Here is a 25652-nt window from a genome sequence, read left to right on the forward strand (position 1 = left end):
GCTTTGAGTACTGCCAAAATCAAAGTGCTATGCGTGGATGACTCGGCGCTGATTCGCGATTTGCTAACCACGATCATCAACGAGCAACCGGATATGGAAGTGGTCGCCACCGCGCCCGACCCGCTGGTCGCCCGGGATTTGATCAAGCAGCATAACCCGGATGTGCTGACGCTGGACGTCGAGATGCCGCGTATGGACGGTCTGGATTTCCTGGACCGGCTCATGCGCCTGCGTCCGATGCCGGTGCTGATGGTGTCGTCGTTGACCCAAAGCGGCTCGGAGATCACGCTGCGCGCGCTGGAACTCGGGGCGCTGGATTTCGTCGCCAAGCCAAGCCTTGGGGTACGCAGCGGCATGATGGAGTACGCCAACGAAATCGCCGAGAAAATTCGCGCCGCGGCCCGCTCACGCCCCCGCCAGGCGCGTAAACCGGCCGCGGCGCCCACGGCGCTGAAAGCGCCACTGGTCACCAGCGAAAAGCTGATCATCATCGGCGCCTCGACCGGCGGTACCGAAGCGATTCGCAGCGTGCTCGAGCCGCTACCGGCCAATGCCCCCGCTATTTTGATTACCCAGCATATGCCCGGCGGCTTTACCCACTCCTTCGCCGAGCGCCTCGACCGGCTTTGCCGAATCACCGTCAAGGAGGCGTCGGAAGGCGAGCGAGTACTGCCCGGTCATGCTTATATCGCGCCTGGCGGTCAGCACCTGGAACTTGCGCGAAGCGGCGCCAACTACGTGGTGCGCCTGCACGATGGCGACCCGGTCAACCGCCACCGTCCGTCGGTGGACGTACTGTTTCACTCCGCGTCCAAACACGCCGGGAAAAACGCTATTGGCGTCATCCTGACGGGCATGGGCAAGGACGGCGCCGCCGGGCTTTTGGAGATGCGCCAGGCCGGCGCACCGACGATTGCCCAAAACGAACAGACGTGCGTGGTCTTCGGTATGCCGCGGGAAGCCATTGCGGTAGGTGGCGCCGGGGAGACCCTGGCGCTGGACGATATTCCTGCGCGCTTGATGGCGCTCGTCGCCGCATCGGGCCGCGCGCAGCGGGTATAAACCAGAAAAAACGTTACATACCAAGGATCATTTAAATGGCGCGGTTCACACGAAACCTGAGTATTCACACGGCGGTCATTGCGGCATTAGGCTTTTTCAGCGTACTGATCTTGGCGCTGATCGCGCTCAACATAATGACGGATCGCTCCACCGAGAGAAACGTCAATGTATTGACGATGATCAGCCGCGACCAGCTCAACGAGCTCAATAGGGGGGATTCGCTGCTCAACCAGTCGATGCGGGTACTGGAGATGACCTTGAGTTACTCCGTGGCCGGCCAGGACGAAAGAGTCGATTCGGCGATGGCGGCAGCGGCGAGGCACATCGAAGGTACGGAGATGCGTTTCAACAATTTCATCGCCTCTCCCAAAACGCTTCTCGGCGAAGAGCTCGCACGCCCCGTGATCGAGAACTATCAGCGGCTCATGCCCTTGGTCAAGGAGCAGTACGCAAGTCTTCAAGCGGGTAATGTCGAACGATTCAACGAGCTGCGTCTGGAGCTAAGGGGGCCGCTTCTTGCGCTCGTGGAAGGTATTAACGAATTTTCCGATGGCGGGTTCGCGCGGGTGGACAAAATCCATGAGGATATCCAGAACCAGCGCCATCTGTTCAACATACTCTATATTGTTGCGGTACTCGTGACGCTGCTGATCGTCGCCGCGATCTATATAGGTTTGCGCCGTACCGTGACGACGCCGCTCAACGACGCCGTGCGCCGTCTCAACAAGATTGCCGACGCCGATTTGACCGAACCGCTGCCCAAGGCGAGCAATAACGAAATTGGCCAGCTGTTCGCGGCAATGGGAACCATGCAGGAGAGTCTCATCCGACTGGTTGGCCGGGTACGCGAAGGCAGCGGCTCGATTCACCACGGCACGCGGGAAATCGCCCAGGGCAATACCGAGCTCTCCTCGCGGACCGAGCAGCAGGCCGCGTCCATAGAGGAGACGGCGGCCAGCATGGAGCAGATGACCGCGACCGTAAAACAGAACGCGGATAACGCCCGTCAGGCAAGCGGGCTCGCCGGTGAGGCATCGTCCACCGCCGAGCAGGGCGGCCAGGTCGTCGAGCAGGTCGTGCAGACCATGCATGGGATTTCGCAAAGCTCGCAAAAAGTGGCGGATATCACCAGCGTCATCGACTCGATCGCCTTTCAAACCAACATACTGGCGCTGAACGCCTCGGTCGAGGCCGCAAGAGCCGGTGAGCAGGGCCGCGGTTTCGCCGTCGTGGCCGGCGAGGTGCGCAATCTCGCCAGCCGCAGCGCCGACGCGGCCAAAGAGATCAAAACGCTGATCGATGACTCGGTCAAACAGATCGCCAGCGGCTCGACCCTGGTCGAGCAGGCTGGTGCCACCATGACCGACGTGGTCAGCGCCGTTCGTCGGGTCGCCGACATCATGGACGAGATCTCCGCGGCTTCCCAGGAGCAGAGCGACGGCATCGAACAGGTCAGCCACGCCGTAGGGCAGATGGACGAAGTCACCCAGCAAAACGCGGCCCTGGTCCAGCAGGCGGCAGCGGCAGCGGCATCGCTCGAGGACCAGGCAAGTCGGCTCGAGCAGGCGGTCGCGGTCTTTAAAGTGCTGGAAGGCCAGCAAAGTCGCGCGTCGGCTCCCGGCTCTAACGCTGCGGGCCAGCAGGCCGCTCGTAAACCCGCTTTGGCGTCCCCGGCGAAGCAAAGTGCGCCGCGGGCGGAAAAAACCGGCAAGCGTGAAAGCGCGGTCGAAGAGTGGGAATCCTTTTAATTCAACGCCCCTGACACAGCGCAGGGGCACTTAACGCCATATACGTGGAGAAAGAGCAATGGCCGATAAAAACATGAGCTTTTTGGTCGTGGATGATTTTCCGACCATGCGCCGCATCGTACGCAGCCTGTTAAAAGAGCTTGGCTTTACCAACGTCGATGAGGCCGAGGACGGCCAGGACGCGCTTAACAAGCTGCGGGCAGGCAATTTCGAGTTTGTCGTGTCCGACTGGAACATGCCCAACCTGGACGGTCTCGAGATGCTCAAGGAGATTCGCCAGGACGATGCTCTGAAAGAGCTGCCGGTCCTGATGGTGACCGCCGAGGCGAAAAAGGAAAATATCATCGCCGCGGCTCAAGCCGGTGCTAATGGCTACGTGGTCAAGCCGTTTACCGCCGCCACCCTCGAAGAAAAACTCAATAAAATCTTTGAAAAAATGGGTAAATAAAGTGAGCCAGGCCCGCGCCTGGCTCGCGAGGAGAGCACCATGAGTCAGAATGAGGAGTCAGGCACTAACCAATTGCCCGACGAAGCCGCAGAAGAGTTGATACACCGGATCGGCAAGCTAACCCGCATGCTGCGCGACAACATGCGCGAGCTGGGTCTCGACAAGGAGATCGAAAAAGCGGCGGAAGCGATTCCCGATGCGCGCGACCGGCTGCACTACGTTGCCACCATGACCGAGCAGGCCGCGGATAAGGCGCTTAACGCGATCGACCGTGCGCAGCCGCTGCAGGATGATCTGGCCGACCGCGCTACCGCGCTCGACAAGCGCTGGGACGCCTGGTTCGAAGCGCCCCAGGAGCTGGATGAGGCGAAAGACCTGGTCAAAGAGACGCGCGCCTATCTTCACAACGTGCCCGAGATCACCGCCGCGACCAATAAAGAGCTGATGGACATCATGATGGCGCAGGATTTCCAGGATCTCACCGGCCAGGTCATCAAGAAGATGATGGACGTGATCCGCGAAATCGAACACCAATTGGTGCAGGTGTTGATCGATAGCGTGCCCGGCGCCGAGGCGCGGGAAACCATGCAGCGCAAGGCTCAGGATCAGTGGGAAAACGACACTGCCCGGCGCAAGGAAGAGCTGCTCAACGGCCCGCAGATCAACGAATCCGCGCCGGATATCGTCACCGGCCAGGATCAGGTGGACGACTTATTGGACGAATTAGGCTTTTAATGCCGCGTTATTAAGACATTGTCCCGCGTCTCATCTGGCACACTAGGTATCTTGTTCAGCCGCCCTTCGGGGCGGCTGACTTTTGGTGCGCGGTTTTTGATGAGCCGGATGGTCGATGGCAGACAACGATAGCGATCAGGAAAAGACCGAAGAGGCTACGCCTCGACGAAAAGAGAAAGCTCGGGAGGAGGGCCAGGTCCCCCGCTCGCGCGAGCTCACGACCTTCCTGTTGCTCCTGGCCGGTGTCATAGGGCTCTGGAGCATGGGGCAGATGCTTTACGATCAGCTCGGCATGGTCATGGAGCGGGCATTTTTATTCGACCGCCGACAGGCTTTCGATACCATGCCCATGCTGACCACCGCGCTCGATCTGGGCCGGCGGACGCTGATTTCGCTGATACCGCTTTTCGTGCTGCTCGGCGTCGTCGCGATGGTCGCGCCGGCGCTGCTGGGCGGCTGGCTGGTATCCGCCAAAGCCATGAAGCCGAAATTCTCGAAACTCAATCCGATCAGCGGCGTCAAGCGCATCTTCTCGAGTCAGGCGCTCATCGAACTTGCCAAGGCGATCGCCAAATCGGTCCTGGTCGGCAGCATCTCCGGCGCGTTCATCTACGTCAATATCGACCGATTTTTGGGCCTGCCCGACCAGCCGATTCAACAGGCGCTGGCGGATGCCCTGAACATGGCGGCATTGGCGGCGGCGCTGGCGATCTTATCGCTGGTCGTGGTGATTTTGATCGACGTGCCCTTTCAGCTCTGGAGTAACGCCAAGAAGCTGCGCATGAGCCAGGAAGAGATCAAGCGCGAGCACAAGGAGTCCGAGGGCGACCCGCATGTCAAAGGGCGTATCCGTCAGCAGCAGCAGGCCATGGCCCGGGGGCGCATGATGAGTAAAGTGCCCGAGGCAGACGTGATCATCACCAACCCCACGCACTACGCGGTGGCGCTTTCCTACCAGGAAGGCAAGATGGGCGCGCCGCGCGTCGTGGCGAAAGGCGCCGACGCGGTGGCCGCGCGCATTCGCGAGCTGGCGCTTGAAGCGAAGGTACCACGTCTTGAAGCCGCGCCGCTGGCCCGGGCGCTTTATCACCACGTGGATCTGGATGGCGAAGTACCGGCAGAACTCTACACCGCCGTGGCCGAGGTCATGGCCTGGGCGTACCGTTTGAAAAGCGTGGCGCAAGAAGGGGGCGAAACGCCCCCGACCCCTGAACATTTACCGGTTCCCGACGAAATGACGCATCCCAACCGTGGCCCCGGGGCTTTTGAGGCACGTTCATGAACATTGGCCAATTAATCAGTCAGCGCAACCCGTTTGGCAGTGTGCCCATGAAGCTGCTGGCCGGCCCGCTTCTGATCCTCATGATCCTTGGCATGATGATCCTGCCGCTGCCGCCGTTCGCGCTGGATATGCTGTTTACCTTCAACATTGCGCTGGCCATCATGGTGCTTCTGGTCAGCATGTTTGCCTCGAAGCCGCTAGACTTCGCCGCTTTCCCGGCGGTGCTTCTGTTCACAACGCTTCTGCGCCTGTCCCTCAACGTCGCCTCGACCCGGGTGGTCCTCATGGAGGGTCATCAGGGCGGTGCCTCGGCGGGAAAGGTCATCGAAGCGTTCGGTACCTTTTTGGTCGGCGGCAACTTCGCGGTCGGTATGGTGGTGTTTTTGATTCTGGTCATCATCAACTTCATGGTCATCACCAAGGGCGCCGGGCGTATCGCCGAGGTCGGCGCGCGCTTCACCCTGGACGCCATGCCCGGTAAACAGATGGCGATCGATGCCGATTTGAACGCTGGTTTGATCGGCGAAGAGGATGCCAAAAAGCGCCGCTCGGAAGTCGCCCAGGAAGCCGATTTCTACGGCTCCATGGACGGCGCCAGCAAGTTCGTGCGCGGCGATGCCATGGCGGGTCTGGTCATCATGGTGGTCAACGTCATCGGCGGGCTGTTGATCGGTATGATGCAGCATGGCATGGGCTTTGGCGACGCCGCGCGCACCTACACACTGCTTACCATCGGCGACGGCCTGGTCGCCCAGATTCCGGCGTTGGTAATCTCCACCGCCGCCGGTGTCACCGTGTCTCGCGTCAACACCGAGCAGGACGTGGGCCAGCAGATGATCAGCCAGCTTTTCGTCAACCCCCAAGTGATGATTCTGGCCGCGGCGGTGATGGGGCTTTTAGGCATGGTGCCGGGTATGCCCAACCTGGTCTTTCTGATCTTTACCGGGATGCTCGGTGGGCTTGCCTGGCTTTTGACGCGTATGCAGGAGAAAGCGCTGGTCACCGAGGATCTCAAGGAGGCCCCACCAGCGGTGCAGGAAACCCCGGAGGCGAGCTGGGAGGACGTGCAACTGGTGGATACCCTGGGGCTCGAAGTGGGCCACCGGCTGATTCCGCTGGTGGATTCGCGCCAGAAAGGCGAGCTTTTGGCGCGCATTAAAAGCGTGCGCAAGAAGTTTGCCCAGGACGTCGGCTTTCTGCCGCCGGTGGTGCATATCCGCGACAACCTGGAGCTCTCCTCGAACACCTACGTGCTCTCGCTAAAGGGCGCGGAGATCGGCCGGGCCGACGCCCAGCCGGGCAAATGGCTGGCGATCGACCCGGGCCAGGTCACCGGCGAGCTTTCCGGCACGCCCACCCAGGACCCGGCATTCGGTCTGCCAGCGGTGTGGATCGATGCCAACCAGCGCGAGCACGCCCAGGTATTTGGCTACACGGTAGTAGACGCCAGTACCGTGATCGCCACCCACTTGAACCACCTGCTGCACCGCCACTCGCCGGAGATGCTGGGCCGCCAGGAAGTGCAGAAGCTGCTCGACAAGCTGGGCGACGATCAGAAATCCCTGGTAGAAGAGGTCGTGCCCAAGGCGATTACGCTGACCGTGCTTCAGCGGATTTTACAAAATCTGCTCGAAGAGGACGTCTCGATTCGCGATATACGTACCATTTTGGATACGCTGGCCGAGCACGCCGGCCAGCAGAAGGACCCGGGTGAGTTGACGGCGCTGGTGCGTATCGGCCTTGGCCGGGCGATTACTCAGCAGTGGTTTGCAGGCCAAGAGACGCTGAACGTGATCGGCCTCGATGCCCAGCTCGAACAGGTCCTGATTCAAGCGATGAACGGCAACGGTGCGATGGAGCCCGGGCTTGCCGACACGCTGATGAACCAGGCGCAGCAGGCGCTGGAGCGCCAGGAGGCCAGCGGCGAGCCGCCGGTACTGGTGGTGCAGCACTCACTTCGCGCTATTGTGGCGCGCTTCTTGCGCCGGCGGCTGCGCCATTTGGTCGTCATGTCTCAAGCGGAAATTCCCGACGACCGTACGCTTAAAATCACCACGCTGGTAGGTGGCCGGTGATGCGTGCTGCGTTGGGCGCTTTGCAGAACCCCGCTTTGGAAAACCTGGAGGTTAACCCATGAGCGTAAAACGCTTTGTCGGCGCTAACAGCCGGGATGTCATGCGCCAGGTGCGCCAGGCGCTGGGCGACGAGGCGCTGATCGTCGCCAATCGGCGCACGGACACGGGCGTCGAGATTTTGGCCATGGCCGAAGAGGCCGCGCTCGAGCAGGCCACGCCGCTCGAAGCGGTGGGCATGGATGAAAGCGCGCCAACACTCCTGGCCGCCCAGCCTGCGCCGGCCCAGGCGAGCCACGCGCACCCGTTCGAGGAAGTCAGCGAGCGCCTGCTGCGCGAAATGCAGGACATGCGTGCCCTGTTGGCCCGATCGCAAACCGGCGACGCCAAGGGTGCGCCGCCCACCGGCGGTGCCACGGTGACCACGCTTTTGACCCGCGCGGGCTTTGGCAGCGAGCTTGCCGAAGAGATCGGCGCGGCACTGCCCGACTCCCTCAGCGCGCTGGAACTTCAGGATGAGCGGTTGCTCGACTGGCTGCACCGCCAACTGATAGCGCGGCTTTCCGTGCTTCAGAGCGAGGCGGACTTTTTCGACCAAACCGGTATCGTGGCGCTGGTGGGGCCCACCGGCGTTGGCAAGACCACCACCACCGCCAAGCTTGCCGCGCGCTTTGTCATGCGCCACGGCACCCGGCCGGTCGCGCTGGTCACCACCGATAGCTTCCGGATCGGCGCCCACGAACAGCTACGCATTTATGCGCGCCTGCTCGATACGCCGATGTACGCCCTCGATCACGAACAGCCCATCGACAACCTGCTGGGGCGGTTAGGCGGCAAGCAGTGGGTGATCATCGACACCGTGGGCATGAGCCAGCGTGATCAGCGTGTCATCGAGCAGATCGGCCAGCTCCAGGGCGGCGAATCCCGGGTGCGTCTGGTGCTGGTGCTCAACGCCGCCAGCCAACCCGAAACCCTGGAAGAGGTGGTGCTTCGCTACCGCCAGGCTGCGCGGGCGGCAGGCGCCGAGCTCGACGAGTGTATTATTACCAAACAGGACGAAGCGGGGCGTTTGGCGCCGCTTCTGGATATCGTCATGCGCTTTGGGCTGCGCGTGCTGTTCTCCTCCAACGGCCAGCAGGTGCCCGAGGATATGGCGCTGGCCGACCCGGCCGCGCTGGTCGAGCAGGCGCTGGCAGGCCATACCGACGCCGCGCCGGACCGCCCGCCGTGGCCGAACGCGCCGCTGGCACCGCGCTGGTCCCAGGACGTGCTGGGCCAGGGGCGCCGGCTGAGTCTGCTGCTCGCGCAGCTGCGTGAGCGGGTGGCCGGGTTCGCGCTGCTCGAAGCGGTATGGGATATCGGCGCGCTGCCTGGCGTACTGCACGACCAGCGCCTGGCGGCACTTGCTGACCAGGCTTGCGAGCAGAATGCGCTGGGCATCGTCTGGTCACCGCGGCGCAACGAGCGTGGCATGGAGTGGTCGATGCCGGATCTGAGCCTCGACGCCGACGGCCAGCTTTGTGCGCTAACGCTTTTACAGCACCGCCAGCCCGCTGGCTGGCAGGCCCGTATCGACGCCCAGCGCCAGGCGGCGGTCCATCTGCTGCCGACCCTTGCCGAGGGCGAGACCCTGGACGCGCTGGAAAGCGAGCGTTTGACCTGGGTCAGCCAGGTGACCGGCGCTCAGCGGATATACTGGCAGGGCGAGCGCTACGCGTTGACGGCCCTGTTTGGCGAAAGCGAACTCTCGCATCGGGTCAACGTGCGCTTTCGCGGTCAGCCGCTACAGCTATGGAATGCCCACGCCGAGGTCACCGACCAGGCCGGGCGGCATTTTCTCGCCTGGTACGGCGAGCTGCGCGACCCGGAAAGCGCCAAGCGCGTGGCCAAGCGCTACTGGCTCACCCCGGCGCGGCTGGGGGCCGAGGTGCTATCGCTGCTGGTCACTCAGCTGCAAAGCGAAGCCGCCGCTATATTGACCAAGCGAGCCTGGCGCGCGCTCAAGGAAGCCGATGGCGGCGAGGTTAGCGCCCAGCTGCGCCTTTTGATGGCCAGCGGTGCCGCCGCGGCCGCCACGCACCTGGACAACGCCCAGGACGAGGCCGCGCAAACGCTGCGCCAGGACGTGATGCGCCTCTCCAAAACGACTCGCAAGCGCCGCGATACCGCGCTACTCGACGCGCTGATGCATATGTTGATGACCCGGGACGCCATCCGTCAGCTGGGTAGCGTCAGCCGCGAGGCCTTGGCATGAGCGGCGGCGACCAGGCCTCGGGGCTGCGCCAGTGGGCGAGCCTGCGCAACGAAGAGCGGGCGCAGCAGGCCGCCATCGACGAGACACCAGCAAAGCAGGCTGGCAGCGAGTACGCCGAGCCCGACGTGGACACCCAGGCCACCCCGCCGGCAAGCGAAGCCACCCCGCCGGTGGTCAAGACGCCGCTGGCGGTGGTGGGGCTGCCGACGAAAAGCGTCGCCCCGGTCAAAGAGCGCCTTGGCGAGTGGGCCGAGCTTGGCCGGCGCTGGGCGGCGACCCCGGAAAGCTGGGAGGTCATCCCGGTGGATGCCAGCGAGCCGTTGGAGGCGCTTTGCGAGCGCTATTCACGCTGGGCGCTTTGGGTGCGCAGCGACGCGGACGCCTTCGCGAGCATGTATCGCACGCTGCGCCAGCTCAACGACAACCAGGGGCCCCGCCAGCTACTGGCGCTGCACGAGCCCGGCTTGCCCCGCGAAGGGCTTTTAGACAATTTGCAGAAGGCGGCGGCGAATTATCTGAATATCGAACTGCTGCTACTAGCGCGGTAGGCCACAATGAAAAAGCGTTTTCTGAAAAAGAGTCTTCAAGGCGTCGCGCTACTGATGGCGATGGGGTCGAGCTTGGCGTTGACCGCTCAGGCGGGCACCGGCAGCTGGAGTAAGGAGGTCACCGGTATGATGGTGGCCATGAGCGACCGGGCGGTCAGCAGCCAGGTTTTGGCGCCGCCGCCGGTAGCGGAGATCGCCCAGGGGCGCATCGAACGCGTTCACTGGGGGTATGAGGCACCGTTCGGCGCCGCGCTGCAGGCCTGGCTTTGCCACCCCGAGCGCTGCGTCGAGCTCAGCGGCCAGCGCGGAAGCGAAACCGGGTTGGCCGGGCTTTCCGCCGATGCGCCGCTGGCGTTTCGCTTCGCGTTGGGGCGCGGGCAGCGGCCGATGCGGGTAAAAGGGCTTCACGTGATTGTGAACTACCAGTGACGAGTGTATAGCCACGAGGCACGAGGATGTATACAGCACAAGGCAGAATTCAACACAGCGAAATGGTCACTCAGCACATGCCGCTGGTGCGCCGCCAGGCGCTGGCGCTGCAGGTCCGCCTGCCGGCGAGCATCGAACTCGATGATCTGATTCAGGCCGGCATGGTCGGCCTATTGGAGGCGCTTGGGCGCTTTGACGCCTCCCAGGGGGCGAGCTTCGCCACCTTTGCCAGTCAGCGGATACGCGGGGCGATGGTCGATGAGCTGCGCACCCGGGATTGGCTGCCGCGCAGCGTGCGGCGCTCGGCCCGGGCCATGGACGAGGCGGTTCGCCATCTCGAACAGAACCTGGGCCGGGCACCGGAGGAGGGCGAGATCGCCCGGCATCTGGACATGCCGCTTGGCGAGTATCACCAACTGCTCAACGACGCCAACAGCGGCCACCTGCTGCCCTTCGAGGAGCTTCTGGAAGAGGGCGGGGAACCCGCTCAGGAGGCGCTGAATGCGCCTTTTGAGGAGCTTTTGGATGGCCAGCAGCGCGAAACCCTGATCGCAGCGATCGAAGCGCTGCCCGAGCGGGAAAAGCTCCTGATGGCGCTTTACTACCAGGAGGAGCTCAACCTGAAAGAGGTGGGCGCAGTACTGGGGGTGACCGAATCGCGTGTTTCACAGCTGCACAGCCAGGCCATTAGCCGTCTGCGCGCGCGGCTGCACGAGCCAGATTGACGCATTTTAACCGTTAAACCCAACCGGCGAGGAGCCGTCGATGAACCCCTCTACCTTGATCGGTATATTTGCCAGTATTCTGCTACTGGTTAGCGTGCTGTTTTTCACCGCGGAATCCCCGGAGAGCTTTCTCAACTTGCCCGGGCTTGCCATCGTGGTGACCGGCACCCTGGCGGCGACCTTCATCAGCTACCCGCTCAAGGAGGTACTGCGGGTGGTACGCTTGGTGGGGCTGGTATTTCGCCGCGAGAACACCTACGTGCGCGACGATATCAACGAGCTGGTGTCCATGTCGCGGCTCTGGTTCAAGGGCGACGTACGGGCGGTGGAGCGCGAGCTCGAACACACGCGCAACCCGTTTCTGCGCACCGGCATTCAGCTGGTGATCGCCAACACCAAGGAAGATGAAATCTTCGACATGCTGCGCTGGCGTATCGCCCGGCTCAAGGCACGCGAGCACGCCGAGGCGCAGATCTTTCGCACCATGGCGACCTACGCCCCGGCCTTTGGCATGATCGGCACTCTCGTGGGGCTGGTTAATATGCTGGAGGTCATGGACGCCGGTGACTTGGAGGTGATCGGCCCGCGCATGGCGGTGGCGCTGCTCACGACCTTCTACGGTATCTTGCTTGCCAACCTGGTCTTCAAACCGGTGGCGGTGAAGCTCGAGCGGCGCACCGAAGAGCGCTTGATCACCATGAACATGGTGCTCGAGGGTATCTCGCTGATCACCAAGCGCCGCTTGCCGTCGTTCATCGAAGAGACGTTGAACTCCTTCGTGGCCAACTACAACGACGAGATTCGTGATGCCAACGTGAAGCCGCGCGCCGAGAACGACGCGCCTGCCAAGGGGTAGGGCGATGAACCGCGAAGCCCGCCACGCACTGGAATCGCCATTCACCGGGGATGGCGACAGTGAAGATGGGTGGCTGACCAGCTACCTGGACGTATTGACGCTGTTGATCACGCTGTTCGTGCTGCTGTTGGCGCTCACCCCGGCGGGCACCGGCGACGAAGCCGCCGGCACGCCCACGACCTCGGGTATCCAGCCGCTCTCTTCGGGGCTTCAACCGCTCCACAGCGGGCTGAGCCCGGCGATGGACAGCCTCGATATTCAAGGCGTGAGCGTCTCCGAGGGGCGCGAAGGCATTACCCTGCGCATCGACGATAGCTTGCTGTTCGACAGCGGCGCGGCGCGGCTAACCGCTCAAGGTGAAGAGGTGCTGGAAAGCCTTGGCGAGGTCATCGACACCTTCGATGGCGAGATATCAGTGGAGGGGCACACCGACAACGTGCCGATCGCCACCGCCTCGTTTGCCTCCAACTGGGAGCTTTCGACGGGGCGGGCGATTGCCGTGGTGCGCCACCTGGAAGAGGAAGGCGTGGCGCGGGAACGCCTGCGCGCCGTTGGCTACGCCGATACGCGCCCGCTCGAGGCGAACGACACCGTAAGCGGGCGCGCCGCCAACCGGCGCGTCGAGTTCGTACTGCGCCGGCCGCCTAACGCCGCGGCGCCGGCCTCGCGTTAGGCGCTGGCGCAGCGGCGCTGCGTCTCGCGAATCGCCTCGCCGGCGCCCGCCAAACTGAACGTCATGGTCCAGGGCGGTTCGTCGCCCTGCTCGAAACCGATATAAAGCTGCTCGCCGTCGCTCATTTGGCCGAGCAGCGCATCGAGCTCGCCCAGGTAGAAGTGGCTATAGAAGCCGTCATCCCCCTCCTCGACGATAAACTCCGCCATGGTGTCGATCAGCGACGCCTGGTCGACGCGCAGCCGGGCCGGTACCAGGTTCACCGCGCGGCTTTCGGTTTGCGTCTGTTCCAGGGTGACGCGCATCTCGAGCCAGGGCAGGTGGCAGATGCCTTCGGTGGCGTTCACGCTCAGTGTAGCGTCCGAGTAGCTTTGCGTCTCGACGGCGCGGAAATGGCGCTTGTCCTCGGCCTCGAGGGTCATGGCTTGCCAGGCGTCAAAAATGGCCTCCTGGCTTATCGGGTAGCGCTCGGCCAGCGCCGCACTGAAAAACGAAAGCCCGGCCGCGCCCAGCGCGAAAGAAACAAGTAAGCGAGTGGTCATGATGTAAAAGGCCAAACGTTGAGCAGGGTAAAAAGGCGTAACCGAATCACTCGGACTGGCCGAGCAGGGGCCTTACGCTGTCGTTTAAGTAGCAATCGTCGAACTCGCCTTCCGCGGCCAGCGCCGCCATGTCGGGAATATTGACGTGGTGACGGTCACGATACACCAGGCCATCCTCGCTGAGCGCCGTGAAGGTACGGCTGACGTGTACCGGGCTAAGACCGAGTACGTCGGCCAACTGCTCCTGGGAGAGCGGCAGACGGAACTGGCCGGTAAGGCCTGTGTTGGTCTGGCTCAGGCGAACGTACATTTCATGTAGAAAGTGAGCCATTTTCTGACGCGCGGTGCGCCGTGCCAAATTCACCAGCCGCTCGGTCAAAAGCGCCTGCTGGCGGCTGCTGATGGCGAACATCACCGAGGTCAATGGCAGCGAATCATTGAAAATATCGATCATCCGCTTGTGGGGAAAGCGGCACACCACGCTGTCGGTGATAAAGCGCACGTTTTCCAGGCGTTTCGAGAAGGCGAACTCGCGCAGGCCGATGATATCGCCAGGCAGGAACACTTCCAGAATATGCCGGTCGCCGTTTTCCAGGTGGCGATAGGAGTACGCCCAGCCGCTACGCAGCGTACAGAACTCGTTCGCCGGGTCTTTCATTTCCCATAGGAGCGACCCCGCTTTTTGATCCATCGGGCTCTCCTCCAGCGAGTCGAGCAGCTTCTCTTCCTCTTCTGAAAGCGAATAGAAGTGATTGAAATGGCGGACAATACAGCTTTTTTCCTGCCCCATGATCGGTTTCTCCTCTTTTGGGTAGCATACGCTCGACAAGCTGGTGGCCATGGGTTTAACCGACCTTTAAAGGCCAGCGCAACGCTGGCCTTTGACGTGCGAGTAGTACTCTGACTATTTCTTTTTTAAAAGCGGTCCCAAAAACTCGCCGGTATGGGAGCCTTTTTTCTTCACAAGCTGTTCCGGCGTGCCTTCGCCAATGATGCGCCCGCCGCCGGAGCCGCCTTCCGGGCCGAGATCGACGACCCAGTCCGCGGTTTTGATCACATCCAGGTTGTGCTCGATGACCACGATGGTATTGCCGTGGTCGCGCAGGCGATGAAGCACCGTCAGAAGCTGGCGAATATCCTCGAAGTGTAGCCCGGTGGTGGGCTCATCGAGAATATAGAGCGTCTGGCCGGTGTCGCGCTTGGCAAGCTCGCGGGCGAGCTTGACCCGCTGGGCCTCGCCGCCGGAGAGCGTAGTCGCGCTTTGCCCCAAGCGAATATAGGAGAGGCCGACGTCCAACAGCGTCTGCAGGCGCCGCGCAATGGCCGGTACGGGGCTGAAAAACGCGAGCCCTTCTTCGACGGTCATCTCCAGCACGTCGTGAATGTTCTTGCCTTTGTAGTGAATATCCAGGGTTTCGCGATTGTAGCGCTTACCCTTGCACACGTCGCAGGGTACGTAGATATCCGGCAGAAAGTGCATTTCTACCTTGATCATGCCCTCGCCCTGGCACGCCTCGCAGCGCCCGCCCTTGACGTTGAAGCTGAATCGGCCGGGCTTGTAGCCTCGCGAGCGCGCCTCCTGGGTGCCGGCGAACAATTCGCGAATCGGCGTAAAGATCCCGGTGTAGGTGGCCGGGTTGGAGCGCGGCGTGCGCCCGATCGGGCTCTGGTCGATATCGATGACCTTGTCGAGCTGATCGAGCCCTTCGATGGCTGCATAAGGCGCTGGGGTCAGCGTCGAGGCACGGTTCAAATCCCGGGCGGCGATCGGCATCAGCGTGCCGTTGATCAACGTCGACTTGCCCGACCCGGACACCCCGGTAATGGCGATGAAAAGCCCCAGCGGCAGTGTCAGCGTCACGTTTTGCAGGTTGTTGCCGGTTGCCCCGCGTAGCACCAGCTGCTTTTCCGGGTTGCCGGGAATGCGGTAGGGCGGTATCGCGATTTCGCGGGTGCCGCACAGGTACTGGCCGGTCAGCGAGTCCTTGTTGTCCATGATGTCTTGCGGCGTGCCCTGGGCGACGATTTCGCCGCCGTGGACCCCGGCGCCGGGGCCGATGTCCAGCACGTGATCGGCGGCGCGAATGGCGTCCTCGTCGTGCTCGACCACGATCACCGTGTTGCCTAAATCGCGCAGCCGTTCCAGGGTTTTCAGCAGCCGGTCGTTGTCGCGCTGATGAAGGCCGATGGAGGGTTCATCGAGAATGTACATCACGCCGACAAGCCCCGCGCCGATTTGGCTCGCCAAGCGAATCCGCTGGGCTTCACCGCCGGAGAGCGTATCGGCGCTGCGCTCGAGATTCAGGTAATCGAGGCCCACGTTGACCAAAAACTCGAGCCGCGAGTGGATCTCGTTGACGATCTTCTCGGCGATTTCGCCCTTGCGCCCGGGCAGCGCCAGGTTGGCAAAATAATCCCAGGCCTCGCCAATCGGCGTGCGTACGATGTCGGCGATATTGTGATCGTCGACGAAGACGTGGCGTGACTCGCGGCGCAGGCGCGTACCGTTGCACGAGGTACAGGGCTTCATGGCGATGTACTTGGCCAGGTCGTCGCGCACCATGTTGGACTCGGTTTCGCGGTAGCGGCGCTGCATGTTGGGCAGCACGCCCTCGAAGGCGTGTTCGCGGGTCACCTTGCGGCCGCGGTCGCTGACGTAGCTAAACGGCACGGACTCGTTGCCGCTACCGTTGAGAATCACATCACGCTGGTGCTTCGAGAGCGCGTTCCAGGGCGTTTCGAGCTCGAAATCATAGTGCTTGGCCAGCGCCTGGAGCTGGGTGAAGTAGTAGATGTTGCGCCGGTCCCAGCCCTTGATCACCCCTTCGGCCAGGGACAGCTCGTCGTGGCTAATCAGCTTTTCCGGGTCGAAGTACTGCTGGATCCCCAGGCCGTCGCAGGTGGGGCAGGCGCCGGCGGGGTTGTTGAACGAGAACATCCGCGGCTCGAGCTCGGCGAGCGAGTAGCCGCACACCGGACACGCAAAGCGCGAGGAGAACGCCATGTCCTCACGCTCGCTATCCATGAAATGGATCATCGCCGTACCGTCGGCCAAATTCAGCGCCGTCTCGAAGGACTCCGCCAGCCGCTGGGCGATATCGTCGCGCACCTTGAAGCGGTCTACCACGACGCTGATGTCGTGCTTCTTGCGTTTGTCGAGCGGGGCGATGTCGTCAAGCTCCAGCACCTGGCCGTCGATCAACACGCGCACGAAGCCCTGGGCGCGAAGCTCGGCCAGAAGCTGCAGGTGCTCGCCCTTGCGGCCCTTGACTACCGGGGCGAGCAGCATCAGCCGGGTGCCTTCCTCCAGATTCATGGCCTGGTCGACCATCTGCGAGATGGTCTGGGCTTCCAGGTCTTCGCCGTGTTCCGGGCAACGCGGCGTACCGGCGCGGGCGAACAGCAGGCGCAGGTAATCGTAGATCTCGGTAATCGTGCCGACCGTCGAGCGAGGGTTGTGGGAGGTCGATTTCTGCTCGATGGAGATCGCCGGCGAAAGCCCTTCGATATGATCCACATCGGGCTTTTCCATCATGGAAAGAAACTGACGCGCGTAGGTAGAGAGCGACTCTACGTAGCGCCGCTGCCCTTCGGCGTACAGCGTGTCGAACGCCAGCGACGATTTGCCCGACCCCGAAAGGCCCGTAATCACAATCAGCTTATTGCGCGGCAGCTCCACATCGATCTGCTTGAGGTTGTGAGTGCGTGCACCTCTGACCAGAATGCTGTCCATCAACACCTCGAATCGCGTGGCAAAAGCGTGATTATACGTTTGCCGGTCCCATTACGGCAAAGCGGCAGAGACGCTTTGTCGCAAGGCGAGCGTTTCCAGCGCCTGGACAAAGCGCTAGAATGGACGGCTTTTCTGGGCTTTCACCCGCCTCCGACCGTTTAAAAGGGCACTATGCGCAACCTTTCCACACTGCTGCTGGCCTCTGAGCGCCGCGCAATCAGTGGGCTGGCGGGGCTTTATGCGTCCCGTATGCTGGGACTTTTCATGGTGCTGCCGGTGCTTGCGCTCTACGCCGACACACTAAGCGGCGCCACGCCGCTACTGATCGGTGTCGCGCTGGGCGTTTACGGGCTGACCCAGGCCACGCTGCAGATTCCTTTTGGTTTGCTCTCGGACCGCTTCGGGCGCAAGCGTATCATCGCCCTGGGGCTTTTAATGTTTGCCTTGGGCAGCGTCGTTGCGGCCATGGCCGACTCCATCGGTGGGATCATTGCCGGTCGCGCTCTGCAGGGCGCCGGCGCGGTGGCCGCCGCGATCATGGCGCTGCTGGCCGATCAAACCCGCGAGCAGGTACGTACCGCCGCCATGGCCACCATCGGGCTTTCCATTGGCGTCTCTTTCGCCGTCGCCATGGTGCTCGGCCCCTGGCTTGCCGGCTGGGCGGGGCTTTCGGGCATTTTCTGGGTCACTGCGCTGCTCACTTTCGTCGGGCTATTCGTTTTGTGGCGCTGGGTGCCGCCGGCTCCGCGCCGGGTGCGCCACAAGGATGTGGGCATGGACCGGGCGCAGTTCAAAAGCGTGGCGGCGCGGGCGGACCTGTGGCGTTTGAACGCCTCGATCTTCTCGCTGCACCTGATTTTGATGGCGATTTTCGTGGCGGTCCCCTTTCGGCTGATCGGTGCCGGAGTGGCGATGGAGTACCACGGGGTGGTGTATCTTTCGATCATGGCGCTGTCTTTCGTTGCCATGGTGCCGCTGATGATCCTGGCGGAGAAGCGCCAGCGGATCAAAACGGTGTGTCTGCTCGCGATCACGGCCATCGCGCTGAGCCTGGCCGCGCTCGCCTTGCCGGCGTCTCACGGCAAGGGGCTTTTCGTTGGGCTGTTCGTCTTCTTTACCGGCTTCAATTTGTTAGAGGCCACGCTGCCCTCGATGTTGAGCAAGCTGGCCCCGGCGGGTGCCAAGGGCACCGCCATGGGCGTGTACTCCACCAGCCAGTTTTTGGGCGCTTTTTTGGGCGGTACCCTGGGTGGGGTGCTGTCGAGCACTTGGGGGCTGGACGCGGTGTTCATCGGCTGTGCGCTGCTTGGCCTTGGCTGGTGGCTGGTCATGTGGGGCCTGCCGACACCGCCGCCGCTTTCGAGCGAAATCGTCGCCCTCGACGACACGCATCCGGACACGCTGGATCTTTTGATGCAGCGCCTGGCGGAAGTGGTCGGTGTGGAAGACGTCATGGTGGTGCCCGAAGAGCGGTTGTTGTATTTGAAAGTGAACCGCAATGCGCTCGACCGGAGCGCATTGGAGAAGTTGATTTTGCCGGACAACCCCTGATCCGGCTGCTACAAACAGTGAATTCGTGTCGGCGCAATCGGTGATACCCTAACCGCTGGCGGCGACACTACCCTGACCGATTCGACAGTACGATTGAGCGGCCCTTATTTGAGAACGGCCTCTATTTGAACGGATCTTATTTAAAAGGAGCGAGCTATGGCGCGCGGTATTAACAAAGTTATCCTGATCGGCAACCTGGGTCAGGATCCGGAAGTCCGTTTTACCCCCTCGGGTACGGCGGTGGCGAACCTGAACCTGGCCACCTCGGACACCTGGACCGACCGCCAGAGCGGCCAGCGCCAGGAGCGCACCGAGTGGCACCGTATCGTGCTGTTCAACAAGACCGCCGAGATCGCCCAGCAGTACTTGAAAAAGGGCTCCAAGGTGTACGTCGAAGGCCGCCTGCAGACGCGCAAATGGCAGGATCAGAACGGCCAGGATCGCTTCAGCACCGAAGTGGTCGCCAACGACATGCAGATGCTGGATAGCCGTGGCGGCGACTTCCAGGGCGGCGGCGCCCCGCAGCAGAATTATCAAAACAACGCCCCGCAAAATAACGCGCCCCAGAACGCCCCGGCGCAAAATGCCGGTTATCAAAACAACCCGCCGCCGCAGAACAATCAGGCCCCGGGCAACCAGTACGGTAATGGCCAGAACAACCCGCCCAACCAGGGTGGCCAGGGCGCGCCCAATAACGACCAAAACAGCCGTTACGGCGCTCCGGACCCGGGTAATTTCGACGATTTCGACGACGAAATTCCGTTTTAATCACGCATTTGCCGGGGGTGTGTGACCGGCATCGCGAGACAGGAGGTCGTCGGCCTTGAAGCTTTTGATACTGGATGCCGGGCACTGTTTGAGCCTGGCGCTGGCCCGGGAGGCCAGCCGTCGTGCAGACACCGAGCTGGTCATCGAGCAGGAAATGCGCCTCGACGCGGCCGAGCTCGAAGCGATTGCGCCGCACGCGGTGATCATTCCGCCCCTGGCGCACCCTCAGGTTATGCCCCCAGCGGATGTGAAGGCCCACGCCGATGCGGTCGAGGCCTGCATGGAGGCGTGCAAGGCCAACGATATCGCGCTCGTGTGGTGCGTCTCGGACCAGCTCTACGAAGAGGGCTTCGAGATCCCTATCGACGAGCACGTGGTGCCCGCCCCGCGGGATGAGAGCCTGCGCCGGCTGGTGGCCACGGGAGACCGCATTCGCGGCGAGCATCATCGTCATTTAATCGTGCGTCTGGGGCCTCTTTTCGCGCTCGACGGGGGCGATGCCTGGCTGAGCGATATCATCGAGCGCCTGGTAGCGGGCCAGAGCGTGCGCGCCGCCGAGGATGTGATTTGCTGTCCGACTTCGGCGGACGCGGCCGCCATGGCGCTGATTGGCATGCTGGCCCAGCAGAAGTGCGGCGCCAATGCCTGGGGCGCCTATCACCTGGCGGGGATCGAGCCGGTCAGCACCTTTACGTTTATCTCCACGGTGCGCACGCAGTTGGCGACCCACCTGGAAGGGCGCGGCGAAACGGTTGCGCTTGGCGCGGTCGAGGCGTTGAACCATCACCACGATGCCAAGCTCCGGCGGGTGCTCAATTGCCGCCGTGTGCTGGACGTGTTTGGCGTTCATCAAAAGCCCTGGCGGTTGGAAGTAGGGCGTATGCTGGACGCATGGTGTTTGACCCGCGACCAGAACCGCCCGGAACAAGGAGAGTCGGCTTGATCAATGCCCTGCGTAGCCTGGTGTTCTACCTGGGCTATTTTTCGGCCATGCTGCTGTGCGGCGTACTGTTTCTGCCGCTGGCGCCTTTTCTGCCGCTGGCTGGGCGCTACCGGTTGTTGAACCTGTATAACTACTTTTTGATTTTCTGGTTCCGGCTGGCCTGCAACGTGCGCTACGACATCCAGGGCCGCGAGCAGATCCCCGACGGGCCCTGCGTGATCCAGGCCAACCACCAGTGCGAGTGGGAGACGGTTTTTTTGCAGGTGATGAAGCCGCCGGTTTGCACCGTGCTCAAGCAGGAGCTTCTGCGCATTCCGATTTTCGGCTGGGGACTTCGCCTTTTGCGCCCGATCGGCCTCGATCGCTCCCGGCCCGCCCGGGCGATGAAACAAGTGCTGACCCAGGGCGTGGCGCGGCTGCAAACCGGGCTTTCGGTGCTGATCTTTCCCGAAGGCACCCGGGTCGACCCGGGAAACCGCAAGCGCTACAACAAAAGCGGTACGGTCGTTGCGTGCCGCGCCGGTGTGCCGGTACTGCCGGTGGCGCACAACGCCGGCGAGCGCTGGCCCGGGCGCCATTGGGTCAAGCAGCCCGGCGTATTGCGGGTACGCATCGGCGCGCCGATCCCGACCGAGGGGCGCACGCCGGATGAAGTACTCGCCGAGGTCGAACGCTGGATCGAAACCACGCTCGTCGAGATTTCCGACGTGCCCCGAGGGGACGAGCCGGTGGCCATGAGTTCCGCGCCCCCGGCTCGGTAACGCTTTATACAGACAAAAACGGCGCCCTTGGGCGCCGTTTTTGTGATTGCCTGTCGTGGCCTATCTAGTCAGCGTAGCGCTGGAAGACCAGGCAGGCGTTGGTGCCGCCAAAGCCGAAGCTATTGGAGAGCGCCCGCTCTATGGCGACGTCGTCGCGGCGGCTCGTCACGATGTCGAAGCCGTCGGCCTTTTCGTCGAGCTGGCTGACGTTGGCCGAGGCGGCCACGAAGCCGTGCTGCATCATCAACAGCGAGTAGATCGCTTCCTGCACGCCGGTGGCGCCCAGGGAGTGCCCGGTCAGCGACTTGGTCGAGCTCATCGCCGGGGTGGTATCGCCGAACACTTCGCGGATCGCTTTCAGCTCCGCCACATCGCCCACTGGCGTCGAGGTGCCGTGGGTGTTGATGTAGTCGATATCGCCATCCACGGTCGCCATGGCCTGACGCATGCAGCGCGTGGCACCCTCGCCGGAGGGGGCGACCATGTCGTGGCCATCGGAGGTGGCGCCGTAACCCACGACTTCGCCGTAGATTTTTGCGCCACGGGCCTTGGCGTGCTCGAGCTCTTCGAGCACGACCATACCGCCGCCGCCGGCGATGACGAAGCCGTCGCGGGTCTGATCATAAGGCCGTGAGGCGGTTTCCGGCGAATCGTTGTAGTGGGTCGAGAGCGCGCCCATCGCGTCGAACAGGCACGAAAGCGTCCAGTGCTCCTCTTCACCGCCGCCGGCAAAGACCACATCCTGCTTACCTAGCTGGATCTGCTCCATGGCGCTGCCGATGCAGTGTGCCGAGGTCGCACAGGCCGAAGAGATCGAGTAGTTCACGCCCTTGATTTGAAAGGGCGTCGCCAGGCAGGCCGAGACGGTGCTGCCCATGGTACGCGTAACCCGGTAGGGCCCCACGCGGCGCAGGCCTTTTTCGCGCATGACGTCAGCGGCTTCGACCTGGTTGGCGCTGGAGGCACCGCCGGAGCCGGCGATCAGGCCGGTACGCTCGTTGGACACCTGCTCCGGCGCGAGCCCCGCATCCTCGATGGCCTGGGCCATGGAGACGTAGGCGTAGGCCGCCGCATCGCCCATGAAGCGTAGAAGCTTACGATCGACCAGTGCTTCGAGATCGATATGGATGCTGCCGGCTACGTGGCTTCTAAAACCGCGCTCGGCATACTCCTCTTTAAAGCGAATGCCGCTACGCCCGTTTTTCAGCGCGTCCAGGACCTGGTGCTGGTCATTGCCCAGGCAAGATACGATGCCAAGGCCGGTGACTACCACTCGTCGCATGGAAGCCTCCTGTTAAAAATTCGCAGTGGAGGTGAATAGGCCAACGCGTAAGTCATTAGCCTGATAGATGTCGCGTCCGTCGACGGCCACCGTGCCATCGGCAATGCCGAGAATCAGCCGGCGCGTGATGACCCGCTTGATATTGATGCGGTAGGTGACTGTCTTGGCATCGGGCAGGATTTGGCCGCTGAATTTCACTTCGCCGCAGCCCAAAGCGCGCCCGCGCCCGGGGTGGCCAAGCCAACCCAAGTGAAAGCCCACCAACTGCCACATGGCGTCAAGCCCCAGACAGCCCGGCATCACCGGGTCGCCCGGAAAGTGGCAGTCGAAAAACCACAAATCCGGCGTGATATCGAGCTCGGCGATCAGTTCGCCCTTACCATGCTCACCGCCTTCTTCGTGGATGTGCGTGATGCGGTCCAGCATCAGCATGTTGGGCGCCGGAAGCTGTGCGTTACCGGGGCCGAAAAGCTCGCCGCGGGAGCAGGCCAGCAGTTCTTCGCGATCAAAGGAGTGTTGCTTGGTCACTGAATCGTTCCGAATATCAAGGTGGACGTTGGCCGCCTGTGGCATTCGACCCCCGACTAACGCTTGGGTCAAGTACAACAAACGGCTGGCAAGGCCACGCCTAGTCTACTTCCGGAAACCGCTGAATGCACGCCATCGTCGATCTATCGTTGATTTGGCTCACCTCAAGCGGCGCTTTTTTAAGTGCTTTTAAAGCGCCTTGAACGCCTCGAGCGCTCGTTGGCGGGCTGCCTTATGGTCGACGATGGGTTCGGGATAATCGAGCTTCGTCAGCATGTCGCGGGGCGGGGCATGGCGCGCCTTGGCGGGCAGTTCGGCAAGCGCTGGCAGCCAGTGGGCGATGAAGTCGCCCTGGGGGTCGAAGCGCTCCGACTGGGTGGTGGGGTTGAAGATACGAAAGTAGGGCGCGGCGTCGGTGCCGGTGGAGGCCGCCCACTGCCAGCCGCCATTGTTGGAGCAGAACTCGCCGTCGATCAGGTGGGTGAGAAAAAAGTCCTCACCGCGGCGCCAATCGATCAGCAGGTGCTTGCTCAAAAACATGGCGGTGACCATACGCAGCCGGTTGTGCATCCAGCCGGTCGTCACCAGTTGGTGCATGGCGGCGTCCACCAGCGGGTAGCCGGTGCGTCCTTCACACCACGCCTGGAAGCCATCGTCGTCGTTGCGCCACTCAAGCTTTTTGGTGTGCTGCTGGAACGGCTCACGGCGGGCAACGTAGGGAAAGCCCACCACCACGTGCTGATAAAACTCGCGCCATACCAGCTCGTTGACCCAGGTCGTCAAGCCCTTGTCGCCATCGCTTAAGTGGCCGCCGTTGTGGCTCATCACCGCCTGCATACACTGGCGGTACGACAGCACGCCCAGGGCCAGGTAGGGGGAGAGCTCGCTGGTGCCCGCCACGCCAGGGAAGTCGCGCTGGTCGTTGTAGCGTTTGGCGCGCTTTTGCAGAAAGTGGGCCAAACGGTCGCCGGCGGCGTCTTCACCAGCGGGCCAGGCGTCTTGATTGACCGGCGCCTGGGCGAATTCGGGCAGCGCCGAGACGGCGCTATTGCCGATAGAGAGCGCCTGCTGCTTGGGGGGCGCGTCGAGAACGTGAAGCTGCGAATCCTTGAGGTTCTTGTGCCAGGCCTTGGCGAAGGGCGTGAATACGCTGTAGTACTCGTGCTTGCCGGTCAAAAGCGTGCCCGGCGCGTAGGCCACGGCGTCGTGATAGCCGTGAGCGACAATGCCTGCGTCCTTGAACGCTTTGAGCACCTGTTCGTCGCGTTGGTACTCGTTGACCGGGTACTGATAGTTGAAGTGGAGCTGCTTTATATCGTGCTCGCGGGCGATCTCCAAAAGCGTGTCGGCGGCGGCCTCATAATGGCCGATATCCCGGTGCAGAAGGGGGATGTTGAGCTCGTTGAGCGACGCTTTCAGCGCCCGAACCGTGCGGTGCCAGAAATCGATCTTGTTGGCGCCGTGGCCATGGGATTGCCACTGCTCGACGCTGCGGAGAAACACCGCGACCACGGGGCCTTTCTCGGCGGCGGCGGCCAAAGCGGCGTGATCGAAGGTGCGAAGGTCGGTACGAAACCAGACAAGCTGAAGCGCCATGACGCCCTCCCTGGCGTATCAAAAGCGCCGAAGTAGCAACCCCTCGACGCTATGGATGACGGCGTGAAAACGTGAGGTGTTAAAGGATGCCGGATTCGCGCAGCAGCGGGCGCAGCCGGGCAATGGCCTGGGGTAGATCATCACCGAGTACGTGGACGTCGCTGTCGCGCAGGTCGCCATCGCGCTGGCGGGCGACCTCCCCGCAGACGCCCAAGGGTACATTGAGCGAGGTGGCAGCTTCGGGCAGCGCCCGGCGGATGAAGTCGTCGCTTTCGCGCTGGCCACTGGTCAGCAGCACCATGGAGCAGTGCAGTCGCGACACCGCCTGGGGCAGATCGGTCAGCGCCAGTGAATGGTCGAGTAACTGTACGCGGTAGCCCTGCTCGCTTGCCATCAACGCGGTCAACAGTACCCAGAGCGGGCCCGGATCGTCAGGCATGGCGTTGAGCAAGATCAGCGGGCCGCGGGTCGCCTGGTTGGCATAGTGCAGGCGAATACCCACTTGGCTTCTCAAGAAGGCTTCCAGCGAGCGGCGCACCAGGTCGTCGGGCTCGATCGCCCACTTGGCCTCGAGGGTGGAGATCGCCGGCTGCCAAAGTTCGTTGACCGCCGTGCTCAGAGGATAAAGCGCCAGGCTCTGCTGGTAGAGCGACTCGAGCTTGGGCAGGTCGATCGCCTCGATGGTCGCTAAAAGCTGCTGGCGCTGGCTGGCCCAGTCGCCGGCGTCCGGAACCGGCGCTTCGATGGTTTCCGGCTGATCGAGCAGATCTGCCACTTGGCTAACCGGTACGCCGCGGTTGAGCCACTGTAAAATCCGCTCGATGCGGATAATGTCGTCCTGGGCATACAGGCGATGACCCTTGGGCGTGCGCTGAGGGCAGATAAGACCGTAACGACGCTCCCAGGCGCGCAGGGTGACCGAGTTGACACCCGTTAACCGGGAAACCTCCCGAATGGGGTAGAGCGGGGTATCGGGTGGATGGGTCGCCTTGGTGTTCATGGGCGCCTTGCCTCTTGGTTGCCTGCCGCGCTTGCCACAGGGATCTGTCATAAATGGCGGCGGCGCACAGCGCAATAGCGTCTGTTGGCCGTCTGATGAAACTCTAAAGCCTTTTT

At 62.6% G+C, this 25652-nt stretch carries 23 protein-coding genes; 16 read left to right on the forward strand and 7 right to left on the reverse strand.

Annotated features, from left to right (window positions below; translation table 11 throughout):
* Window positions 1-3 precede the first annotated feature (3 nt).
* The 12 genes from ACWFVE_RS00585 to ACWFVE_RS00640 all read left to right on the forward strand — a co-directional run bounded on the left by ACWFVE_RS00585 (window position 4) and on the right by ACWFVE_RS00640 (window position 12832).
* Entirely contained in the window at window positions 4-1062 is a 1059-nt protein-coding gene (locus ACWFVE_RS00585; RefSeq protein ID WP_447527368.1) for a protein-glutamate methylesterase/protein-glutamine glutaminase, read from the forward strand.
* A 35-nt stretch (window positions 1063-1097) separates the two neighbouring features.
* Window positions 1098-2810, forward strand: coding sequence for a methyl-accepting chemotaxis protein (locus ACWFVE_RS00590; protein WP_447527369.1), 1713 nt, complete (start codon window positions 1098-1100; stop codon window positions 2808-2810).
* Window positions 2811-2868: 58 nt separating this feature from the next.
* Window positions 2869-3258: a chemotaxis response regulator CheY gene (gene cheY, locus ACWFVE_RS00595; RefSeq protein ID WP_074397932.1), complete on the forward strand. Its 390-nt coding sequence runs from the start codon at window positions 2869-2871 to the stop codon at window positions 3256-3258.
* Window positions 3259-3297: 39 nt separating this feature from the next.
* Window positions 3298-3993: a protein phosphatase CheZ gene (gene cheZ / locus ACWFVE_RS00600; RefSeq protein ID WP_447527370.1), complete on the forward strand. Its 696-nt coding sequence runs from the start codon at window positions 3298-3300 to the stop codon at window positions 3991-3993.
* Between the two features lie 115 nt (window positions 3994-4108).
* Complete coding sequence (flhB, locus tag ACWFVE_RS00605; protein ID WP_447527371.1) at window positions 4109-5275, forward strand: flagellar biosynthesis protein FlhB; 1167 nt, start codon at window positions 4109-4111, stop codon at window positions 5273-5275.
* A complete protein-coding gene (gene flhA / locus ACWFVE_RS00610; protein WP_447527372.1) occupies window positions 5272-7350 on the forward strand; it encodes a flagellar biosynthesis protein FlhA in 2079 nt (692 codons plus the stop codon). The genes flhB and flhA overlap by 4 nt, the downstream gene beginning before the upstream one ends.
* 58 nt (window positions 7351-7408) lie before the next feature.
* The gene (gene flhF, locus ACWFVE_RS00615) at window positions 7409-9601 is read left to right on the forward strand and encodes a flagellar biosynthesis protein FlhF (protein WP_447527373.1); all 2193 of its coding nucleotides are present in this window, start codon (window positions 7409-7411) and stop codon (window positions 9599-9601) included.
* Window positions 9598-10149, forward strand: coding sequence for a hypothetical protein (locus tag ACWFVE_RS00620; protein WP_447527374.1), 552 nt, complete (start codon window positions 9598-9600; stop codon window positions 10147-10149). Before flhF ends, ACWFVE_RS00620 begins: the two co-directional genes overlap by 4 nt.
* A gap of 6 nt (window positions 10150-10155) precedes the next feature.
* Entirely contained in the window at window positions 10156-10578 is a 423-nt protein-coding gene (locus ACWFVE_RS00625; RefSeq protein WP_447527375.1) for a flagellar protein FlhE, read from the forward strand.
* Window positions 10579-10604: 26 nt separating this feature from the next.
* Entirely contained in the window at window positions 10605-11303 is a 699-nt protein-coding gene (locus tag ACWFVE_RS00630) for an RNA polymerase sigma factor FliA (RefSeq protein WP_447527376.1), read from the forward strand.
* A 40-nt stretch (window positions 11304-11343) separates the two neighbouring features.
* Window positions 11344-12159: a motility protein A gene (locus ACWFVE_RS00635; protein WP_447527377.1), complete on the forward strand. Its 816-nt coding sequence runs from the start codon at window positions 11344-11346 to the stop codon at window positions 12157-12159.
* 4 nt (window positions 12160-12163) lie between these two features.
* On the forward strand, window positions 12164-12832 hold the full coding sequence (locus ACWFVE_RS00640) for an OmpA/MotB family protein (protein ID WP_447527378.1): 669 nt from the start codon (window positions 12164-12166) through the stop codon (window positions 12830-12832).
* Here the strand turns inward: ACWFVE_RS00640 and ACWFVE_RS00645 are convergent.
* From ACWFVE_RS00645 to uvrA, 3 genes are all read right to left on the reverse strand, one after another.
* Window positions 12829-13374, reverse strand: coding sequence for a hypothetical protein (locus ACWFVE_RS00645; protein WP_447527379.1), 546 nt, complete (start codon window positions 13372-13374; stop codon window positions 12829-12831). The genes ACWFVE_RS00640 and ACWFVE_RS00645 overlap by 4 nt on opposite strands.
* 46 nt (window positions 13375-13420) lie before the next feature.
* The gene (locus ACWFVE_RS00650) at window positions 13421-14164 is read right to left on the reverse strand and encodes a Crp/Fnr family transcriptional regulator (RefSeq protein ID WP_447527380.1); all 744 of its coding nucleotides are present in this window, start codon (window positions 14162-14164) and stop codon (window positions 13421-13423) included.
* Between the two features lie 114 nt (window positions 14165-14278).
* A complete protein-coding gene (uvrA, locus tag ACWFVE_RS00655; protein WP_447527381.1) occupies window positions 14279-17107 on the reverse strand; it encodes an excinuclease ABC subunit UvrA in 2829 nt (942 codons plus the stop codon).
* A 171-nt stretch (window positions 17108-17278) separates the two neighbouring features.
* On the opposite strand from uvrA, the gene ACWFVE_RS00660 reads away from it, so the two are divergent.
* The 4 genes from ACWFVE_RS00660 to ACWFVE_RS00675 all read left to right on the forward strand — a co-directional run bounded on the left by ACWFVE_RS00660 (window position 17279) and on the right by ACWFVE_RS00675 (window position 21130).
* On the forward strand, window positions 17279-18658 hold the full coding sequence (locus tag ACWFVE_RS00660; RefSeq protein WP_447527382.1) for an MFS transporter: 1380 nt from the start codon (window positions 17279-17281) through the stop codon (window positions 18656-18658).
* Window positions 18659-18814: 156 nt separating this feature from the next.
* The gene (gene ssb, locus ACWFVE_RS00665; protein ID WP_447527383.1) at window positions 18815-19426 is read left to right on the forward strand and encodes a single-stranded DNA-binding protein; all 612 of its coding nucleotides are present in this window, start codon (window positions 18815-18817) and stop codon (window positions 19424-19426) included.
* Window positions 19427-19481: 55 nt separating this feature from the next.
* The gene (locus ACWFVE_RS00670) at window positions 19482-20369 is read left to right on the forward strand and encodes a sugar nucleotide-binding protein (RefSeq protein ID WP_447527384.1); all 888 of its coding nucleotides are present in this window, start codon (window positions 19482-19484) and stop codon (window positions 20367-20369) included.
* Window positions 20366-21130 carry a lysophospholipid acyltransferase family protein gene (locus ACWFVE_RS00675; protein ID WP_447527385.1) on the forward strand — a complete coding sequence of 255 codons (765 nt, stop codon included), beginning with the start codon at window positions 20366-20368 and terminating at the stop codon, window positions 21128-21130. Before ACWFVE_RS00670 ends, ACWFVE_RS00675 begins: the two co-directional genes overlap by 4 nt.
* Window positions 21131-21194: 64 nt before the next feature.
* Here ACWFVE_RS00675 and fabB read toward each other — a convergent pair whose 3' ends face one another.
* The 4 genes from fabB to ACWFVE_RS00695 form a co-directional block, all read right to left on the reverse strand.
* Window positions 21195-22412: a beta-ketoacyl-ACP synthase I gene (gene fabB / locus ACWFVE_RS00680; RefSeq protein ID WP_447527386.1), complete on the reverse strand. Its 1218-nt coding sequence runs from the start codon at window positions 22410-22412 to the stop codon at window positions 21195-21197.
* A gap of 12 nt (window positions 22413-22424) precedes the next feature.
* On the reverse strand, window positions 22425-22940 hold the full coding sequence (gene fabA, locus ACWFVE_RS00685; protein ID WP_447527387.1) for a 3-hydroxyacyl-[acyl-carrier-protein] dehydratase FabA: 516 nt from the start codon (window positions 22938-22940) through the stop codon (window positions 22425-22427).
* Between the two features lie 189 nt (window positions 22941-23129).
* Window positions 23130-24536: a deoxyribodipyrimidine photo-lyase gene (gene phrB / locus ACWFVE_RS00690; protein WP_447527388.1), complete on the reverse strand. Its 1407-nt coding sequence runs from the start codon at window positions 24534-24536 to the stop codon at window positions 23130-23132.
* Between the two features lie 79 nt (window positions 24537-24615).
* Complete coding sequence (locus ACWFVE_RS00695) at window positions 24616-25536, reverse strand: MerR family transcriptional regulator (RefSeq protein WP_447527389.1); 921 nt, start codon at window positions 25534-25536, stop codon at window positions 24616-24618.
* Window positions 25537-25652: the final 116 nt, after the last annotated feature.

The organism is Vreelandella mediterranea (assembly GCF_970647075.1).

Bases quoted from the DNA above. Each gene is read 5' to 3' on its own strand.
- ACWFVE_RS00590 (WP_447527369.1), top strand. From the start codon at position 1,098: ATGGCGCGGTTCACACGAAACCTGAGTATTCACACGGCGGTCATTGCG.
- cheY (WP_074397932.1), top strand. From the start codon at position 2,869: ATGGCCGATAAAAACATGAGCTTTTTGGTCGTGGATGATTTTCCGACC.
- cheZ (WP_447527370.1), top strand. From the start codon at position 3,298: ATGAGTCAGAATGAGGAGTCAGGCACTAACCAATTGCCCGACGAAGCC.
- flhB (WP_447527371.1), top strand. From the start codon at position 4,109: ATGGCAGACAACGATAGCGATCAGGAAAAGACCGAAGAGGCTACGCCT.
- flhA (WP_447527372.1), top strand. From the start codon at position 5,272: ATGAACATTGGCCAATTAATCAGTCAGCGCAACCCGTTTGGCAGTGTG.
- flhF (WP_447527373.1), top strand. From the start codon at position 7,409: ATGAGCGTAAAACGCTTTGTCGGCGCTAACAGCCGGGATGTCATGCGC.
- ACWFVE_RS00620 (WP_447527374.1), top strand. From the start codon at position 9,598: ATGAGCGGCGGCGACCAGGCCTCGGGGCTGCGCCAGTGGGCGAGCCTG.
- ACWFVE_RS00625 (WP_447527375.1), top strand. From the start codon at position 10,156: ATGAAAAAGCGTTTTCTGAAAAAGAGTCTTCAAGGCGTCGCGCTACTG.
- ACWFVE_RS00630 (WP_447527376.1), top strand. From the start codon at position 10,605: ATGTATACAGCACAAGGCAGAATTCAACACAGCGAAATGGTCACTCAG.
- ACWFVE_RS00635 (WP_447527377.1), top strand. From the start codon at position 11,344: ATGAACCCCTCTACCTTGATCGGTATATTTGCCAGTATTCTGCTACTG.
- ACWFVE_RS00640 (WP_447527378.1), top strand. From the start codon at position 12,164: ATGAACCGCGAAGCCCGCCACGCACTGGAATCGCCATTCACCGGGGAT.
- ACWFVE_RS00645 (WP_447527379.1), bottom strand. From the start codon at position 13,374: ATGACCACTCGCTTACTTGTTTCTTTCGCGCTGGGCGCGGCCGGGCTT.
- ACWFVE_RS00650 (WP_447527380.1), bottom strand. From the start codon at position 14,164: ATGGGGCAGGAAAAAAGCTGTATTGTCCGCCATTTCAATCACTTCTAT.
- uvrA (WP_447527381.1), bottom strand. From the start codon at position 17,107: ATGGACAGCATTCTGGTCAGAGGTGCACGCACTCACAACCTCAAGCAG.
- ACWFVE_RS00660 (WP_447527382.1), top strand. From the start codon at position 17,279: ATGCGCAACCTTTCCACACTGCTGCTGGCCTCTGAGCGCCGCGCAATC.
- ssb (WP_447527383.1), top strand. From the start codon at position 18,815: ATGGCGCGCGGTATTAACAAAGTTATCCTGATCGGCAACCTGGGTCAG.
- fabB (WP_447527386.1), bottom strand. From the start codon at position 22,412: ATGCGACGAGTGGTAGTCACCGGCCTTGGCATCGTATCTTGCCTGGGC.
- phrB (WP_447527388.1), bottom strand. From the start codon at position 24,536: ATGGCGCTTCAGCTTGTCTGGTTTCGTACCGACCTTCGCACCTTCGAT.
- ACWFVE_RS00695 (WP_447527389.1), bottom strand. From the start codon at position 25,536: ATGAACACCAAGGCGACCCATCCACCCGATACCCCGCTCTACCCCATT.